The sequence below is a fragment of the Rothia sp. (in: high G+C Gram-positive bacteria) genome, from assembly GCF_030540545.1.
Classification (GTDB): Bacteria; Actinomycetota; Actinomycetes; order Actinomycetales; family Micrococcaceae; genus Rothia.
The window spans coordinates 1-15,518 of sequence record NZ_JAUNVZ010000010.1 but is presented as its reverse complement, the minus strand read 5'-3'; the positions used below and the strand labels follow the sequence as shown (position 1 = coordinate 15,518).

General features: G+C 57.7%; 12 protein-coding genes, 1 tRNA gene and 1 pseudogene. 10 read left to right on the top strand and 4 right to left on the bottom strand.

All coding sequences use genetic code 11. The annotated features are described in order from the left end of the window. The 4 genes and pseudogenes from Q4P78_RS08330 to Q4P78_RS08315 form a co-directional block, all read left to right on the top strand. Window positions 1-1,878 (top strand): annotated as a pseudogene (locus tag Q4P78_RS08330) (hypothetical protein); the annotation flags it as partial. Between the two features lie 11 nt (window positions 1,879-1,889). Then, entirely contained in the window at window positions 1,890-2,366 is a 477-nt protein-coding gene (locus tag Q4P78_RS08325) for an NUDIX domain-containing protein (RefSeq protein ID WP_303339918.1), read from the top strand. Window positions 2,367-2,525: 159 nt separating this feature from the next. Then, window positions 2,526-3,827, top strand: a complete 1,302-nt coding sequence (clpX, locus tag Q4P78_RS08320) for an ATP-dependent Clp protease ATP-binding subunit ClpX (RefSeq protein ID WP_303339917.1) — start codon at window positions 2,526-2,528, stop codon at window positions 3,825-3,827. A gap of 38 nt (window positions 3,828-3,865) precedes the next feature. Then, a complete protein-coding gene (locus tag Q4P78_RS08315) occupies window positions 3,866-4,501 on the top strand; it encodes a DsbA family protein (protein ID WP_303339916.1) in 636 nt (211 codons plus the stop codon). A 113-nt stretch (window positions 4,502-4,614) separates the two neighbouring features. Here the strand turns inward: Q4P78_RS08315 and Q4P78_RS08310 are convergent, their stop codons facing one another. Further along, a complete protein-coding gene (locus tag Q4P78_RS08310) occupies window positions 4,615-6,108 on the bottom strand; it encodes an LssY C-terminal domain-containing protein (protein ID WP_368660901.1) in 1,494 nt (497 codons plus the stop codon). A 316-nt stretch (window positions 6,109-6,424) separates the two neighbouring features. Here Q4P78_RS08310 and nadD point away from each other — a divergent pair, with 316 nt between their 5' ends. The 4 genes from nadD to Q4P78_RS08290 all read left to right on the top strand — a co-directional run bounded on the left by nadD (window position 6,425) and on the right by Q4P78_RS08290 (window position 9,180). Further along, on the top strand, window positions 6,425-7,132 hold the full coding sequence (gene nadD, locus Q4P78_RS08305; RefSeq protein WP_303339915.1) for a nicotinate-nucleotide adenylyltransferase: 708 nt from the start codon (window positions 6,425-6,427) through the stop codon (window positions 7,130-7,132). Between the two features lie 56 nt (window positions 7,133-7,188). After that, entirely contained in the window at window positions 7,189-8,442 is a 1,254-nt protein-coding gene (locus Q4P78_RS08300) for a hypothetical protein (protein WP_303339914.1), read from the top strand. Between the two features lie 27 nt (window positions 8,443-8,469). After that, a complete protein-coding gene (gene rsfS / locus Q4P78_RS08295) occupies window positions 8,470-8,901 on the top strand; it encodes a ribosome silencing factor (RefSeq protein ID WP_303339913.1) in 432 nt (143 codons plus the stop codon). Window positions 8,902-9,107: 206 nt separating this feature from the next. Next, a tRNA-Ala gene (locus tag Q4P78_RS08290) sits at window positions 9,108-9,180 on the top strand. 168 nt (window positions 9,181-9,348) lie between these two features. Here the strand turns inward: Q4P78_RS08290 and Q4P78_RS08285 are convergent. Genes Q4P78_RS08285 through nirB form a run of 3 tightly spaced genes read right to left on the bottom strand, consistent with a single transcriptional unit; the run spans window position 9,349 to window position 13,948 of the window. Next, on the bottom strand, window positions 9,349-10,143 hold the full coding sequence (locus Q4P78_RS08285; RefSeq protein ID WP_303339912.1) for a sirohydrochlorin chelatase: 795 nt from the start codon (window positions 10,141-10,143) through the stop codon (window positions 9,349-9,351). Beyond that, window positions 10,140-11,150, bottom strand: coding sequence for a uroporphyrinogen-III C-methyltransferase (cobA, locus tag Q4P78_RS08280; protein WP_303339911.1), 1,011 nt, complete (start codon window positions 11,148-11,150; stop codon window positions 10,140-10,142). The genes Q4P78_RS08285 and cobA overlap by 4 nt, the downstream gene beginning before the upstream one ends. Then, the gene (nirB, locus tag Q4P78_RS08275; protein WP_303339910.1) at window positions 11,150-13,948 is read right to left on the bottom strand and encodes a nitrite reductase large subunit NirB; all 2,799 of its coding nucleotides are present in this window, start codon (window positions 13,946-13,948) and stop codon (window positions 11,150-11,152) included. Before nirB ends, cobA begins: the two co-directional genes overlap by 1 nt. 499 nt (window positions 13,949-14,447) lie before the next feature. Here nirB and nirD point away from each other — a divergent pair, with 499 nt between their 5' ends. Together nirD and Q4P78_RS08265 are read left to right on the top strand one after the other, a co-directional pair. Further along, complete coding sequence (gene nirD, locus Q4P78_RS08270; protein ID WP_303339909.1) at window positions 14,448-14,768, top strand: nitrite reductase small subunit NirD; 321 nt, start codon at window positions 14,448-14,450, stop codon at window positions 14,766-14,768. A gap of 132 nt (window positions 14,769-14,900) precedes the next feature. Then, the gene (locus Q4P78_RS08265; RefSeq protein WP_303339908.1) at window positions 14,901-15,428 is read left to right on the top strand and encodes a bifunctional precorrin-2 dehydrogenase/sirohydrochlorin ferrochelatase; all 528 of its coding nucleotides are present in this window, start codon (window positions 14,901-14,903) and stop codon (window positions 15,426-15,428) included. Window positions 15,429-15,518 lie beyond the last annotated feature (90 nt).

The window sequence follows — 15,518 nt, the reverse complement described above, 5'->3', positions numbered from 1 at the left end:
AGCCCCGCAGAGAGCGCTGAGTCCGGCACTGAAAGCGATGATTTTGACGCGGTCATTGACGCCGAGGCCGAAGAGGAACTGACCCGCCGCCGCATTCTGGCGCGAGGCACCACCCACGAGGATATTATTCGCCACCTCAAGGAGCTCACCGCTGCCCGCCCGGAGGTTATTGCCTATGAGCGCGGGGATAATGGCATTGAGATTTACCTGCTCTGCGCCATGGACCAGCAGGGTTATGTGAACCTGGTCAATGTTGCTCACGGTACCATGAGCCTGGGCCGCGATCTGGAAGAGTACGTGGAGTGGTTGGTGGACTCCCTGCCGGTCACAGGTGCCGCCCTGGAGGAAGAGCCCACCGTGTGGGTGCAGATTCCCGAGGATGTGCTCGAGGTGGAGTTTACCGCCGATGGTGATAGCGCCGCCCTGGTTGCCGTGCATATTAATGAGGTGACCGGTCTGCTTTTGAGCCGTATGCCTCTGCCGGTGACCCTAGCACCTGCGGGGGAGTGGACCCTGATATCCGGCGCCCCGGAGCATCTGCTGCAGATTGCTGCGGCTCTGGGCGAGACCACCATTATTGCTGAAGGTAATGCCCACCAGCAGCATCTGGTGGTGCTGGATTATCCGCGCCCGCTGCTGACCCGCGAGTATGTGCGCATGGCTGATTTTATGGCCGCTCCCAGCCCCGAGCTTGAGGTGCTGGAGATGCGCTGGTCCACCGTGCCCAAGCAGCTGACCCGTGTCTTCTCCCCGGAGGAGCGTATTGCTCTGGGGCAGACCTTTAGCGATTTGCTGTACTCCCTGCCGGGTATTGCGGTGGGGGATGAGGCCGCTGCCGCCAATGAGAGCAGTGTGCAGGCTCTGGCGGCTCTCTTTGGTGTCTCCAGCGTGGATATGCGCCGACTGACCGGTTACGCTCGCGATGTGAGCGCGCCTCTGGGCCTGGAGTCGGTGCTGCAGCTGCTGAATCTGCCCTCTGAGCTGGCGAGCGTGCCGGTGGATGGTTTTGATATTGGCACCATTAGCACCGCGCGTGTTTTCGGTGAGTCCGAGGCACCCGAGCCCGAGGTGGACGGCACCGGTATTCCCCTGGAATCGGCGGATCTTATGGGCGCTGTGAGCACCCCCGGTAGCGTGCTGGAGAATAGCTACCGCCTGGTTGCCAATGACCGAGTGGTCACCCTGGAGGAGTGGATGCACGCCATTTCCAACCCCGAGGGTATTGATTTTGAGCTGACCCACCTGCAGCCCGAGCCCCTGCACTATGAGGAGGACGAGGAGCCCGGCACTCAGCCTGCGGATTTGGGTCGTGTGTCCCAGGCGATTCAGGCGCTGCATGAGCTGCAGGCTGATAGTGATTCTACGGGTGCTTCTGAGCCTAGTGGGGGCGAGGAAGAGCCCGAGGTGCATCCGCACTCCCTGCAGGCTCTGGATGATGCGCTGGAGCATACGCTGGATTCCGGTGTGAATGAGAGCGTACTGGATCAGCAATTGCGCGCCTCGCTCATTGGTGATGTGCTGGATTCCGATAGCGAGAGTTCCGAGTCTGTCGAGCCGGCAAGCTCGGGCGCTGAATCTCAGGCTCCGTCCGAGAACACTGGGAAGCGCAGCCCCGCCGATTCGACCGTTCCCGCCGCTGAGTCGAGGCCCGAGGTGATTTCTCCCAAGCGCACCCTGATTGATGAACTGCGTGCCGGTAACTATATGAGCCCCGAGCCGGAGCCGAGCGAGGAACAGAAGTCCGCGCCCGAACCCGCCCAGGAGCCCAGCGTACGCGAGCGGGCCGAAAACGCCGTGGAGACCGCCTCCCAGGTGGCTCAGCGCACCGTGCGCACCGCCCGCAGTATTGCCCAGCGCTTCTTTAAGCGCAATGACTAAGAGAGAGTATTATGCGCGATAGCTATTTGAGCGAGGAAGACCTCAAAGCCTTTATTGCCACCCTGCCGACCCGTCGCCTGGCGGCGGGCGCCCTGGTGCGCAATGAGCGCGGTGCTCTGCTGCTGGTCAAGCCCAATTATAAGGACGGCTGGATTCTACCCGGCGGCACCGTGGAGGCTGGCGAGGCACCCAAGCCCGCCTGTACCCGTGAGCTGGTGGAGGAGCTGGGTTTGGAGCTTGAGCTCGGCCGCCTGGTCGTTATTTTCCACGGTCTGGCGCTGGGTATCTGGGGCGATTCCACCTACTATATGTACGATGCGGGCGTTATTGCCTCCGATACTCCCATTACCCTGCAGGCTGAGGAGCTGCTGGAGTACGCCTGGGTGGATCCTGCTGATTTTGAGGACTATGTGCGCCCGGGTTTTGCCGACCGTTTGCGTCAGGCGGTGGCGGCTATTGAATCCGGTGAGCTGATAGAGCTGTCATAATCTGTCATGAAAAGTCATACGTGGTCACGGCGGGTCATAGAGCGCCTTTTACAGCTCAAAGCGAAGTCAAAACCTGACGCGGGCAACTATTTAGGGTAGCCTTGTAGTAGGCTCGAGAAAACACCTCGATCGAGTGCCCACTCACGAAAGGATCATCGCGTGGAAACCGTGAGCGCTTTAGATATCCGCTGCTCCTTCTGTACCAAGAAACGCTCTCAGGTGCAGAAAATTGTGATGGGTCCGCAGGTGTATATCTGCAATGAATGTATCGCCCTGTGCAGCGATATTATTGCCGAAGAGCTGCTTGCTGATCAGCCCGCGCGCCGTATTGCCCGCGAGCACCGCCTGGCAACCCCCAGCGAAATCTATGAGTACCTGCAGGAGTACGTGATTGGCCAGGAGGGCGCTAAGCGTGCCCTGGCGGTGGCTGTCTACAACCACTACAAGCGTATTCACGAGCTGGATAACCCGGTGCTCTCTTCACGCACCCTCATGGCAACCGCCGGTGAGCCGGTGGAGCTGGGCAAGTCCAATATTCTGGTGGTTGGCCCCACCGGTAGCGGTAAGACCTATTTGGCGCAGACCCTGGCAAAGAAGCTGGATGTGCCCTTCGCCCTGGTAGATGCCACGAGCCTGACCGAGGCGGGCTATGTGGGCGATGATGTGGAAAATATTCTGCTGCGCCTGATTAATGCTGCTGACGGGGATATTGCCCGCGCCCAGCGAGGCATTATCTACATTGACGAAATCGATAAAATTGCCCGTAAAAACGGCGAAAATGTCTCCATTACCCGCGATGTTTCCGGTGAGGGTGTGCAGCAGGCGCTGCTGAAAATCATTGAGGGCACCGTGGCGACCGTACCCCCCGAGGGCGGTCGCAAGCACCCGACCGCAAGCAATCTGGAGATTGACACCTCCGAAATTCTCTTTATTGTTGGCGGTGCCTTTGACGGCCTGCAGGCGCGCGTTGCCTCCCGCACCTCGTCGGCTGCCATTGGTTTTGGTGCCGATATTGATGCGCGTGTCTCCGAAGACGCCCTGGATGAGCTCATGCCCGAGGATCTAACCCACTACGGCATTATTCCCGAGCTGATTGGTCGCCTGCCGGTGATTACCGTGCTGCATGAGCTGGGCGTGGACGAGCTGCGCCGCATCCTCACCGAGCCTAAGAATGCCCTGGTCAAGCAGTATAAGCATCTGCTGGCGTTGGATGGTGTGGAGCTGCTCTTTGAAGATGCCGCTCTGGAAGCAATCGCTGCCCGCGCGGTGGAACGCAAGGTGGGCGCTCGCGGTCTGCGCTCGATGATGGAGCACCTGCTGCAGCCGGTCATGTTTGAGCTGCCCGATCGTGAGGATGTCACCGCCATTGTGATTACCGCCGATTGTGTGCTTAAAGGTGCCGAGCCGACCTATGTGCTGCAGGCTCCGGCGCCCAAGCCCAAGCACCGCAAGATCGCTTAGGTGCCTCTACACGGTTTTATCCACACAGAGTGAAAGGAATGCTCCCCGTGAGTAATGTTGTTGATTTCTGGTTCGACCCGATCTGCCCCTGGTGCTGGATTACCTCCCGCTGGATTGGCGAGGTTGAGAAGGTGCGCGATATTGAGGTTCGCTGGCATGTTTTCTCCCTGGCAACCATTAATGAGGGCCGCGAGCTGGAGCCTTCCTACCGCAAGTTCATGGACAACACCTGGGGTCCGGCGCGTGTAGCTCAGGCTGTTGCTGAGCAGTACCCCGAGCAGCTCAAGCACTTCTACGATGTGCTGGGTAATGAGATTCACCATCGCGAGAATACCTCCCCGGGCGATAAGTACCTGCCGGCTATTGAGCAGGCGCTGGCTTCTGCGGGTCTGCCCGCCGAGCTGCTCGAGCGTGCCCTGAACGATGAGTCCGCACCCGGTCTGGCAACCTCCATTGCTGCCGCTCAGGAGCTGGTGGGCAATGATGTGGGCGTGCCCATTATTGCTTTCAACGGTGTTGGTTTCTTCGGTCCGGTGATTTCGCCGAGCCCCGCCGGTGAAGAGGCGGGTAAGCTCTTTGACGCCGCCGTGACTCTGGCACATTACCCCGGCTTCTTTGAGCTTAAGCGCACCCGTACCGTGGGCCCGATTTTCCACGGTGAGGATCAGAAGTAGTATCTGGCACTAGCTGAGTACAGTTTAAAAGGCTGTGCCCCTCGTATATTACGAGGGGCACAGCCTTTTACTGTACTAGGAGCTCTGGCTAGAAACGCTCAAAACATTAGGGTTTAAGCGGCAGTCTGAGCCTTCTTCTTCGCCTTCTCACGCTTCTTCAGCAGAGTGTTGGAGCGGGTGTACGCCACCGCGGCATCGGTGGTGAACGCCAGCATTGCGAACACCGAAATGCCCAGCTGGAAGAAGAGAACGCTCAACGGCAGGTACTGGCCGGCAAAAATAACCGAGACCATCTGCGAAATCACGCCAACACTGAGCACGGTCAGGGTGAGCATACGCGCCACGGAGGAGCCGCGCAGCAGGCGCACCAGCAGCCACATCTGGAAGAGAACCAGCACAATAACAGCGGCCAGCAGCACCCAGCTGAGCGCGCTGAGAATGAACTCGCCGCCTTCGCTCTTCATCATCTCCATGGTCTGTTCGTCCACACCGGGTTCGCTAGCAATCTGGGAGCGTAGGGTGTCCAGGTTGAGCAGCAGACCGGCGATGCTCATCACCTCGGAGACAGCGGTGATGGTCAGCAGCACCGCACCGATAAGCACGTTCATGGGCAGGCGGCTGGCAATATCGTGCACGCTGCTCAGGTTGATTGAGGAGGGAGCCTGCTTCTTCTGAATACCCTTATTGCGCAGGGAGATAACGGGCAGGTTGCCATCGGTGATGATTGCGTCGCCGCCACCATTGCGTGCATGGTAGCTGGTGGAGAAGCTTTCGAGCACATCCACTTCGGTTTCGGGGAAAGCGTACTGGATTTCGTCAACAATGTAGTCGCGTTCGTAGTCGGTTTCCGCGTCGATTCGGTGGGTGACCTGCAGGGTGAAGAAGCTAAAGCCCACACCGGAGTCGTAGGTGCCGGCGCCCAGCCAGTCTACGCGCTCGCCGCCGGGCAGCTGCCAGCCGCTGGGGGTTTTCCAGAAGCGCACATGGTGGCGCTTTTCGGGGTTGCCGTCTACTTCTTTCTGGTAGGCGAAGTTCTGGATTTTGCCGAAGATTTTCAGCGGGGAGACGGGTGCTTCCGCGTAGGATTTGCGGGTGATGGTGGAGACCACGATCTTCCAAGAGGATGCGAGGGTCACATCATCCGCGCGGGTCCAGCCGGCGGCGAGCATCGCTTCGTGAATCTGCTCTTCGGTGCCGATAAGCGCCATGTTGACGGGGTCGCCGAGCAGGCCGTCGGCGGTGCGGGTGCGGCCGATGAAGTAGTCGGGCACGTAGATGCGGGTCATCACGGCGTGGAATCGCGGCAGGGTCAGGTAGGCGGTGAACGCCCAGAAGATGAGGGCGGTGGGGATACCCCACCAGGCGTGCCCGACGGTGTTGACCAGCATGAGGATGGTCAACACCAGGGAGGTGACGCCCGCCAGGATAAAGAATGCCATGTCGAGGGCGCTGCGCCAGTAGAGGGGCGCGATGGAGTGGCGGCGTTCGCCCTTAGCCTTCAGGTCACCCTTGTAAATGGGAGCTGTGGTTACCGGCGCTTTGCGGGTAATAATGCTACCGCGCAGGTTACCGGTGAACTGCTCCTTGGTTTCGGGAGTATTTGTCACGTATGTTTCTTTCTGTGGGTTTGTGCTTGTGAGAAGCATAAATCATTCAATTTTACCGATTTTTGGGTGTTGAACAGAGGCTGAATACGGGTTGTGCGACTGTGATTTACTTCCCTTGGTGTCCTGCTCTCTCGCGTCGCGAATAGTATTTTTCATCGCGAGGGGTGTCTTCCCTCGCGATGAAAAATACTATTCGCGAGGCGGTAAGGAAAGGTAGAGAGTGTGACGCGGAGGGCTTAAAGGGGCTAAAGTTCAGGGTTTAGGCTGCTTATCCGGTAGCATAGAAAGGATAGTATCTTTATTCCAAAGGATAGTGATGACGGCACCTCTTCCCGAAACCGTGGATATGAGCGTTTTGGCTCCGCGCACACCCGGTCGTATTCGACTGGGTGTTATGGGTGGTACCTTCGACCCGATCCACCACGGTCACCTGGTGGCAGCAAGTGAAGTTGCCGCCGTCTTTGACCTGGACGAAGTGGTGTTCGTACCCACCGGCCAGCCCTGGCAGAAGGTGGGCGAGCGCCAGGTAAGCGATGCCGAGCACCGCTACCTGATGACCGTGATCGCTACCGCCTCGAACCCGCGCTTTACCGTTAGCCGCGTAGATGTGGACCGTGACGGCGCCACCTACACCTACGACACCCTGAACGATCTGCGCCGGCAACGCCCGGACGCCGACCTATTCTTTATTACCGGTGCGGATGCTATTAGCCAGATTATGACCTGGAAGAATGCGCATAAACTCTGGGATTTGGCGCATTTTGTGGCGGTTTCTCGCCCCGGTCACGAGCTCTCCCTGCCCGATGATGCGGCGGCTCGTATTACCACCCTGGAGATTCCGGCTATGGCAATTTCCTCCACGGATATTCGTCAGCGCTCCGCCGCTTCGGCACCCATTTGGTACCTGGTGCCCGATGGTGTGGTGCAGTACATTAGCAAATACGGCCTGTACTCGCCCGCCTCTGACCCGGAACACCACTATGACCACGGTCTGCCCAAGAAGGACAGTTCCGGAACCTATTAGTCTTTATGCCACAAACCATCAACCGATAATTCACCCAACCAGATAGAAGGAAAAGTATGAGCGAAGCTAAAAGCTACGACGAGGCCGAAGCATACCTCTACGAGCCCTACACCACCGAGGACGGCCTGGAAGTTCCGCCGCCCACCCAACCCATGGGTCCGCGTCGCCTGGCGCGCTACCGCGAAGAGGCCGCAGCCTACCTGCGCGCCATTGCCGAGGGTAAAAACGCTGAACCTGTCGAGTTCATGGGCGTAACTAACCCCGAAGATCACGGTATTGACCCGCGCGTGCTCTCGGTGCAGCGTCGATTCGCGGCCCTTGCAACCCAGGGCAGCATTGACACCCGCGTGAACGATGAAGAGAAGCTCAACGAGCCCAGCCCGCTGACCAGCTCCATCGCCATTATTAAGCAGAAGGCTCAGAAGGCGCGCGCTGAGCGTGCCTCCATGACTAGCGCCGATAACCTGACCTTTACCTCCTCCATTCCCGTGGTGGCAGCCAAGAAGGAAGAGTCCGAGGAATCCAAGAAGGTTCACGAGTACCTGGTACGCGATGAACCCAAGACCGACACTGAGGACGATTCGCCCACCGAGGTCTTCACCACCGATATGCTGCTGCCCACCCCCGTGGACGCCAAGGCATCCCAGGGTCTAGACTTTGAAGAAGCTGACGACTCTTTCAAGCTCTCGGATACCCCGGCAAATCATGATGAATTCCTGGCTTTTGCCGCTCAGGTGCGTGAAGAGGAGATTGCCTCCGGCCTGGTTTCTGCTGAAGAAGCGGAAGAGGCTGAGCGTGAGCTGACCGCCTCGGAGAAGGCTGCCCAGGAGTTGAAGTCTTCCGCCGGTATCGAACGAACCGACGTTGGTCTGTCCACTGCTGATAAGCTGATTGAACGCCTGGAAGAGCGCACCCGCCGCCTGGAAGAGCGCGTTGAAGAATCTTCGCAGGATACGGAGAACGCTCAGGACTCCGAGAATACTGCCGAAAAGAGCGAGATTCACCCGGCAACCACCTCTTTCGCGGCACTGACCAAGGAAGAAATTGAGCGCTCCGCTCAGGAAAAGGCGGCTGAATCTGAAAAGCCCGAGGAAGATTCCGATACTTCAAAATCTGAGAGCGAATCTGGGAAGAAGAGCTCCAAGGAAGTGGACACGAAGAATTCTGCGGAGTCTAAGAAGCGCCTGCCCGGCTCTCCCTCCGCCGTTATTGAAGAAGATTCGGATGAAGGATCCAAGAAGAAGTACTGGATTATTTGGATTCTCGCTATTATTGTTCTAGCCCTGATTGCTATCTGGGGCTTGAGGTAACCGCCGTAAGGCACGAAAGGAAAAAGCATGCCCGCTGCACAGTCCTCCATTGATGCCTTGCGCATTGCAGCCCGCGCGGCTGAAGAGAAGCAGGGTACCAATATGTTCGCAGTTGACGCTGTGGACGCAATGGGCCTGATTGACGGCTTTATGGTCGTCTCGGCACACAATGAGCGCCTGGTAAACGCAGTCGCTGATGAAATTGAAGATGCACTGCGCGAGCAGGCTGATCTGAAGCCTATCCGCCGTGAGGGTCGCGCCTCCGGCCGTTGGATCCTGCTGGACTTCGGCGATATTGTCGTGCACGTTCAGCACGAGGAAGAGCGCGAGTTCTACGCCCTGGATCGTCTGTGGTCTCAGGCTCCGCGTATTGAGCTGAATGTTGAATCCGAAGCTCCCTTTGATATTGAGGGTGAGACTGAGGAAGAAGCAGCGCGTATTATTCCCGCTGAAGACTAAGTCGTAGAGGCTTTGAAGGATGCCGCCCGGTGGCCCGTGAGGTGATACTCTCGTGGGTGCCGGGCGGTTTTCTTGATACTTCTGCAGATTCTGCGGGGGAGTGTTTGTAATATTTCGGTGGCTAGTGTCCAATGGATTTGCATGCGTGGTTCAGATGCTATACACTAATACATGTTGCACGGCTTGTACGGCAATAAACTGCATATGGGGATATGGCGCAGCTGGTAGCGCACCTGCATGGCATGCAGGGGGTCAGGGGTTCGAGTCCCCTTATCTCCACAGCTTAGGAAACCCGGTTACGAAAGTAACCGGGTTTCTTTGTGTATTTCTCATGTTCTCACACTAAAGCAAAACGGGAGAGAAAAGGTTGAGCGCTATTAGCCGAGGGATTTCGCCCTAGCGAAATTCATCGGGTCGTGCGCGAACGCCTTTTCTCTCCCGAAGCTCTCACTCAGGAGCAGATGAGAGAACAGCCAGAACTCGATCAAAAGCGCAGGATGCAATGGTATGCACCGCGGTACGATCAGAAATGTTCAGCAGAGCCGAAGCGCAACGCACATCTGCATTCGCCTCACGAGCCTGAGAGAGCAGCTGAGACTGGAAGAAACCATCAATCAGCAGGTACGAGCTCACCCAATCAGCACCGGTAGCAGCCACAGCCTCAGACACGCTGGGGGACTGCGCTGCCACAAAAGAGCTCACCACACGGGTCGAAGACTCGGGAGCATCCGGGGTAGAAACACCCTGAGCGGTAATGCTCTGATCCACAGTGCTCAGCTCAGCAGCCAGCAGAGCCGCAGCAGCATCCATCTGTTCCTTACCCTCAGCGCGGGAAGAACCGGCGGAAGCATGAACCACTGTATCGGAAACAGTCCAGCCAGCCTCCTCCAGTCGCTTACGCTGCAGATGAGCCAGACGGCGATCGGGACCCAGCGCCTGAGCGATACGCACATCTTCAATACCGCTAGCAGATGCTGCGCGCTCGCAATCCACCTGAGTGTGGTAACCGGCAGAAAGCAACAGAGGAACCACTACGCACAGCTCAGACTTCGGCAGAGACGCCAGAACACCCTCAAGCTTAGGTTCCTGAACATCCACATAAGCCTCAAAAACGTGGAATAGCTGGTTGCTACGCGCACCAAAACTATTGAGCGTGGTGCTCAGGCTCTCACGCAGCAGGTTAATCGCCTCGCGACCCTCGGGAGCGTCGGTACCGTGGGCAACTGCAACAACATTAATCATGAGTGATCCTTGACATAATCAGAAACCTCAGCCAGCAGGCGCTGCTGATCATCGCGCGCATAACGCACCACCTCGCCAAAGACCGTAATGGCGGGCGCCTGCACCTGCGCGCAATCACGCTCAGCGGCGCCCAGGACAGTGACGGTCACGCGCTGATCCTCGCTATAGCCGCGCTCAATGGTCGCCATGGGAGTGTAATCATCCAGGCCACGAGCCAAAAGACCCGCCACCGTGGAACCCAGGGTGCGCACACCCATCAGCAGCACACCGGTACCGCCGGCACGCAGAGTAGCGGCAAGAGCATCCAGGTCAGCATCATTCAGAGCGCTATGGCCCGAGAGCACCGTGAACATATGGGATACCTTGCGCATGGTCACCGGGATCGACGCTGCAGCAGGAACCGCAATAGCACTGGAAACACCCGGAACCACATGGCATTCAATACCGGCAGCCGTGCACGCATCCAACTCCTCGGCACCGCGGCCGAAGACAAAAGGGTCACCGCCCTTCAGACGCACCACGGTCTTGCCGGAAAGAGCCAGCGCCAGAATCAGTTGCTGAATATGGGATTGGGGAACCACATGCTTACCCGGGTTCTTACCCACCTCAATAATCTGAGTATTCGGCGCAAAGGACGCAATATCCTGAGGCGCCAAATGATCCAGCAGCACCACATCGGCACTCGAGAGGCACTGAACGGCTTTGAGAGTCAGCAGCTCCACCGAACCCGGGCCGCCACCAACCAGGTACACCGTGCCGGGCTTAGTGCCCTCGGGGGCAGGCTCAATCACGCCAATACCGGGGAAAACATAGGAACCAATACGGTCACTACCGGTATCGGGCGCGTGAGTCAGCCCATCTGCAGAAGATACGGAAGAGGCAGCCTGTACCGTACTCAACCCGGCAGAAGCGGCAGCAATCGCACCGCCGTGCGCCTCATCAAAAGAAGCGAAGGCGCGAGGCGATAGAGGCGGCAGCGGGGGCAGGGGAGGACGAACCGGGGACATTAGACACCCGCCGTTGCTCGTGCGGATACATCCACACCGGCTTCGCGCAGCTCTTCCTCGCTGGGCGCGTACTCGGCACCCACAGCGTGACCCACCGAGACCGGATCGGTCACGGGAACAGCCGCGGGGGCAGCAGCGTGACGAGCGGTATCAATGGAACCCACCGGGATCTTCACACCGGTCAGCAGAACCTTAGAATCGGAACGACCAGCCTCAACCTCGCTAATTTCAGCCTCGGTTGCCGGGCGAATCTGCTCACGATCAAGCACGTACATACGCGCTGCCTCATCGCTACCGGCGGGTTCGTTCACAAAGGCACGGAAGCGGCGCAGACGACGCTCATCCTTCAGGGTTGCAGCCCACTCATCCTCATAGGTGGCGATATGGTACTGCATATCACGCTCCAGATCGGCGCACACACCCAAGGAATCCTCAATGAGCACCTCCTGCAGGTGAGCCAGACCGTCACCGTATTGCTCGTCCAAATCCTCAACCCAGCGGGCGGTGCGCTGCAGCTTATCAGCGGTGCGGATATAGTACATCAGGTAGCGGTCAATATAGCGGATGGTGTCCTCGGCGCTTGCATCCTTGACCAGCAGGCGACCGTGAGCCGGGTTCGAACCGCCATTACCGCCCACGTACACATTCCAGCCGTTGGTGGTTGCAATCAGACCGACGTCCTTGCCCTGAGCCTCAGCGCACTCGCGGTTACAACCGGAAACACCGAACTTGAACTTGTGCGGGGAGCGCAGGCCGCGGTAGCGCAGCTCCAGGTCAATAGCCATCTGCACCGAATCCTGCACACCGTAACGGCACCACGCCGAACCAATGCAGGACTTCACATTACGCAGGGACTTACCGTATGCCTGACCGGACTCGAAGCCTGCATCCACCAGGCGCTCCCAAATATAGGGCAGCTGCTCCAGGCGAGCACCGTACATGCCGATACGCTGCGCGCCGGTGATCTTGGTGTACAGGTTGAAATCTTCGGCAACCTGAGCGATCACCGCAAGTTTCTGCGGGGTGATTTCGCCGCCGGGCACACGCGGAATAACCGAGTAGCTGCCATCCTTCTGCATATTTGCCAGGTTGCGGTCATTGGTCTCCTGCAGGGAGCCGCGACCGGAATCCAGCGGGTAAGAATTACGGAAAGAGGAAAGAATGGATGCGACGGTCGGCTTACAAATAGCGCAGCCGTCCTCGCCGCGACCGAAGCGAGCCAGCACAGCGAAGAAGTCGTTCAAATTGGTCACACGCACAGCCTCGGCAAGCTCGGCACGAGAGAAATCAAAGTGCTCGCACAATGCCTTGGAGACGGTCATGCCCATCTTCTTCATCTGCTGCTCGAGGGTCTTCTGCAGCATGGGCACGCAGGAGCCGCACTGGGTGCCGGCGGTGGTGCATGCCTTCAGCGCGGGCACATCGTGGTTGCCGTCTACCACAGCCTGGCGCACGGTGCCGAAGCTAATGTTATTGCAGGAACACAGGATTGCATCATCGGGCAGTTCGGTATCGGGAATACCATCGCCACCACCGGCAGCGGTCAGATAAACCTGGGGCTCAGCGGGCAGTTCGCGGCCCAGCAGGGGCTTGAGGGCGTCAAAGGGTGCGGTATCGCCCACGAACACGCCACCGAGTAGGGTCTTAGCGTCCGAGGAGACCACAATCTTCTGGTACATACCGCGCGCCGGGTCGGCAAAAAGCACCTCAAGGCAGCCGGGGGTGGTGCCACGACGGTCACCGAAGCCACCCACCTGCACGCCGGAGAACTTCAGTTTGGTGGCAATATCGAACTCTTCAACCTGAGCTTCTTCATTATCGTTGATCAGGTTGGATGCGACGGCATCTGCCATAGCGTTGGCGGGAGCAACCAGACCCCAGGTGCGACCCAGCACGCAGGCAACCTCACCAATAGCCCAAATATGCTCATCGGCGCTGTGGCAGGCATCGTTGACCACAATGCCGCCGCGCTCGCCGGTTTCCAGACCGCAGGTGCGTGCCAGCTCATCATTGGGGCGGATACCCGCACCGAAGATTACGATATCGGCGGGGATATTCTCAATATCGGCCTCGTCGCTGGTGGAATTTGCCACGGAAACCGAGACAACCTCGCCCTGTTCCAGGTTAATGGAGTTAATGAACGCGCCGGTCCTAATGCCAATGCCGGTGGCCTCAATCTGGGCGTTGACGGCGTAACCACCGCCCTGGTCCACCTCAACCGAGAGTAGCCAGGGAGCAACGTCTAAAATAGTGGGGTCTGCGCCCAGTTCCTTCATGCCCTCGGCGGCTTCCAGACCCAGCAGACCGCCACCGACCACAATGGCGCGAGGTGCGCGACCGAGCTGCTCCTTGAGACGTGCCACCTCGGATACCATGCGCTGTACATCGTCAATGGTGCGGAAAACGTGAGCAACCTGGGAGTTGGGGATGGGGATGCGCACCGCACGGGAACCGGTGGCGAAGACCAGCTCGTCATAGGGGTATATTTCGCCATTATCTGCGGTGACGGTGCGTGCCTTGCGGTTCACGGCGGTTGCGTTTACGCCGCTAACCAGGTTGATATTGGGGTTGTCCCACAGCGCCGGGTCGCCCAGGGTTAGATCTTTAGTAGGGTCAACGAAGATCTTTTCAATGGCGACGCGGTCGTAGGGTACGTGCTTTTCATTATTAATAACGGTGATGCGGTCGTTTTCGTGAATGGTACCGGGTGCTGCATCTGCATAGGCGCGAACAAATCGCCATGCGGCCGGACCTGCGCCGAGAACCAGAATATTGCGTGCGGTGGGAGTTGCACTCATTTTTATACCTTCCTATGGTGTGTGACCGTGGCGGGCTTAGTGTGTTTTTGACCTTTTACCACGGAGTGTATGTGGGAATGTGTGGCTTTTGGTCTCACGCTATGCATACGGTTTTATTGTATAGGGTTGAACGGTGAAAAAAGTGCGTTTTTTGGGTGTTTGAAATAAAAATTTTCTGACCTTAACCCGCGTAATCATGCGGATTTTCAAGGTGTTTATGACCCTAAGGGGAGAGTTTAGCTCCCGCAAAAGACAAGGGCTTTTGAACTATGGTAAGCATATCCTAAAAGGTATAAATTACCTTATGGGGGACTGGTTTTAACATTTCTCCATGTTGGTTTTTCTGTGTAGAATAAGGAAATAGGGAATGTGTGAACTTTTGAATAAGTATTCACTAATGTATGAATATGTAAATACTGACCGAGTGGCTCTCAAAGACACCCGGTCACCAACACACAGCGAGCGCCAAGCACGCACCGCCACAGCGAAAGGAAAAGCCATGGCAGAATGGACCCTCATCTGTCCCGACAGCGAACTCGAACTCAACTGGGGAGAAGTCGCACTCGTCAACGGGCACCAATACGCCATCGTCAAAACCAAACACGGCACCTTCGCCTATGACCACAAAGACCCCAATAGCGGCGCCCTGGTCATGGCACGCGGCATTGTCGGCGAAAAAGACGGCACCGCAACCATCGCCTCGCCCCTATACAAAGAGGTCTACCGACTAGATACCGGAGAAAACGTCTCCGGCGCAGACTACACCCTGCCCGTCTACCCCTTGGAAATCCGAGACGGATCCGTCTATCTGCAGGTCTAAACACACCGCAACCCACCATGCCGGGGTCGGATAAGCCCATCGCTCACCGCCCCGGCATGAATCATCCCAAACACTAAAAACCCATCACCTCGTGCCCGCACCTCGGCCGAAGTAGAACAACGGAGGAGAGATATGCTGCCCATCATGGTCAATACCAACCACCTGCCCGTGCTCATCGTCGGTGCCGGAAAAGTCGCCGCACGCCGAGCGCGCATCCTCTGGGAAAACGGTGCGCAACTAACCGTCGTTGCACCAAAACTAGGCAAAGCCATGGGTAAGCTCCTACTCGAAGATATTGAGGCACACCCCGAAGGCGCCCACCGAATCCGCTACCTCGGTCGCAGCTTTGACTCCACCGATGTGCGCGGATTCGCCCTGATCCTCGCCCACGCCACCGAAAGCGTTAATGAAAAGGTCGCACTCGCCAGCGCCAAATACGCTAAGCTCTGCCTGGTTGGGGGAGTGCCCGAACATAGCGGATTCTGGATGATGGCACATGAGAACATTCAGGCTTCTGAGCGTTTGAATACTTTGCTCAGTGAAGTCGATAACTCTGATGCATCTACTCCCGAGCTAACGGTTGCTGTATCCAGCCACGGTTATCCCAAGCGATCCCGTGCCGTGCTCAATACTCTCTCTGACTACATTCAAAACTACTAAGTTTTCTGTTCCTGATTCATGCTGGATGCGTTTCTTACTTTTCTTGAATGGGTTTCGTTGTTGCTGTCGCGAATAGTATTTTTCGTCGCG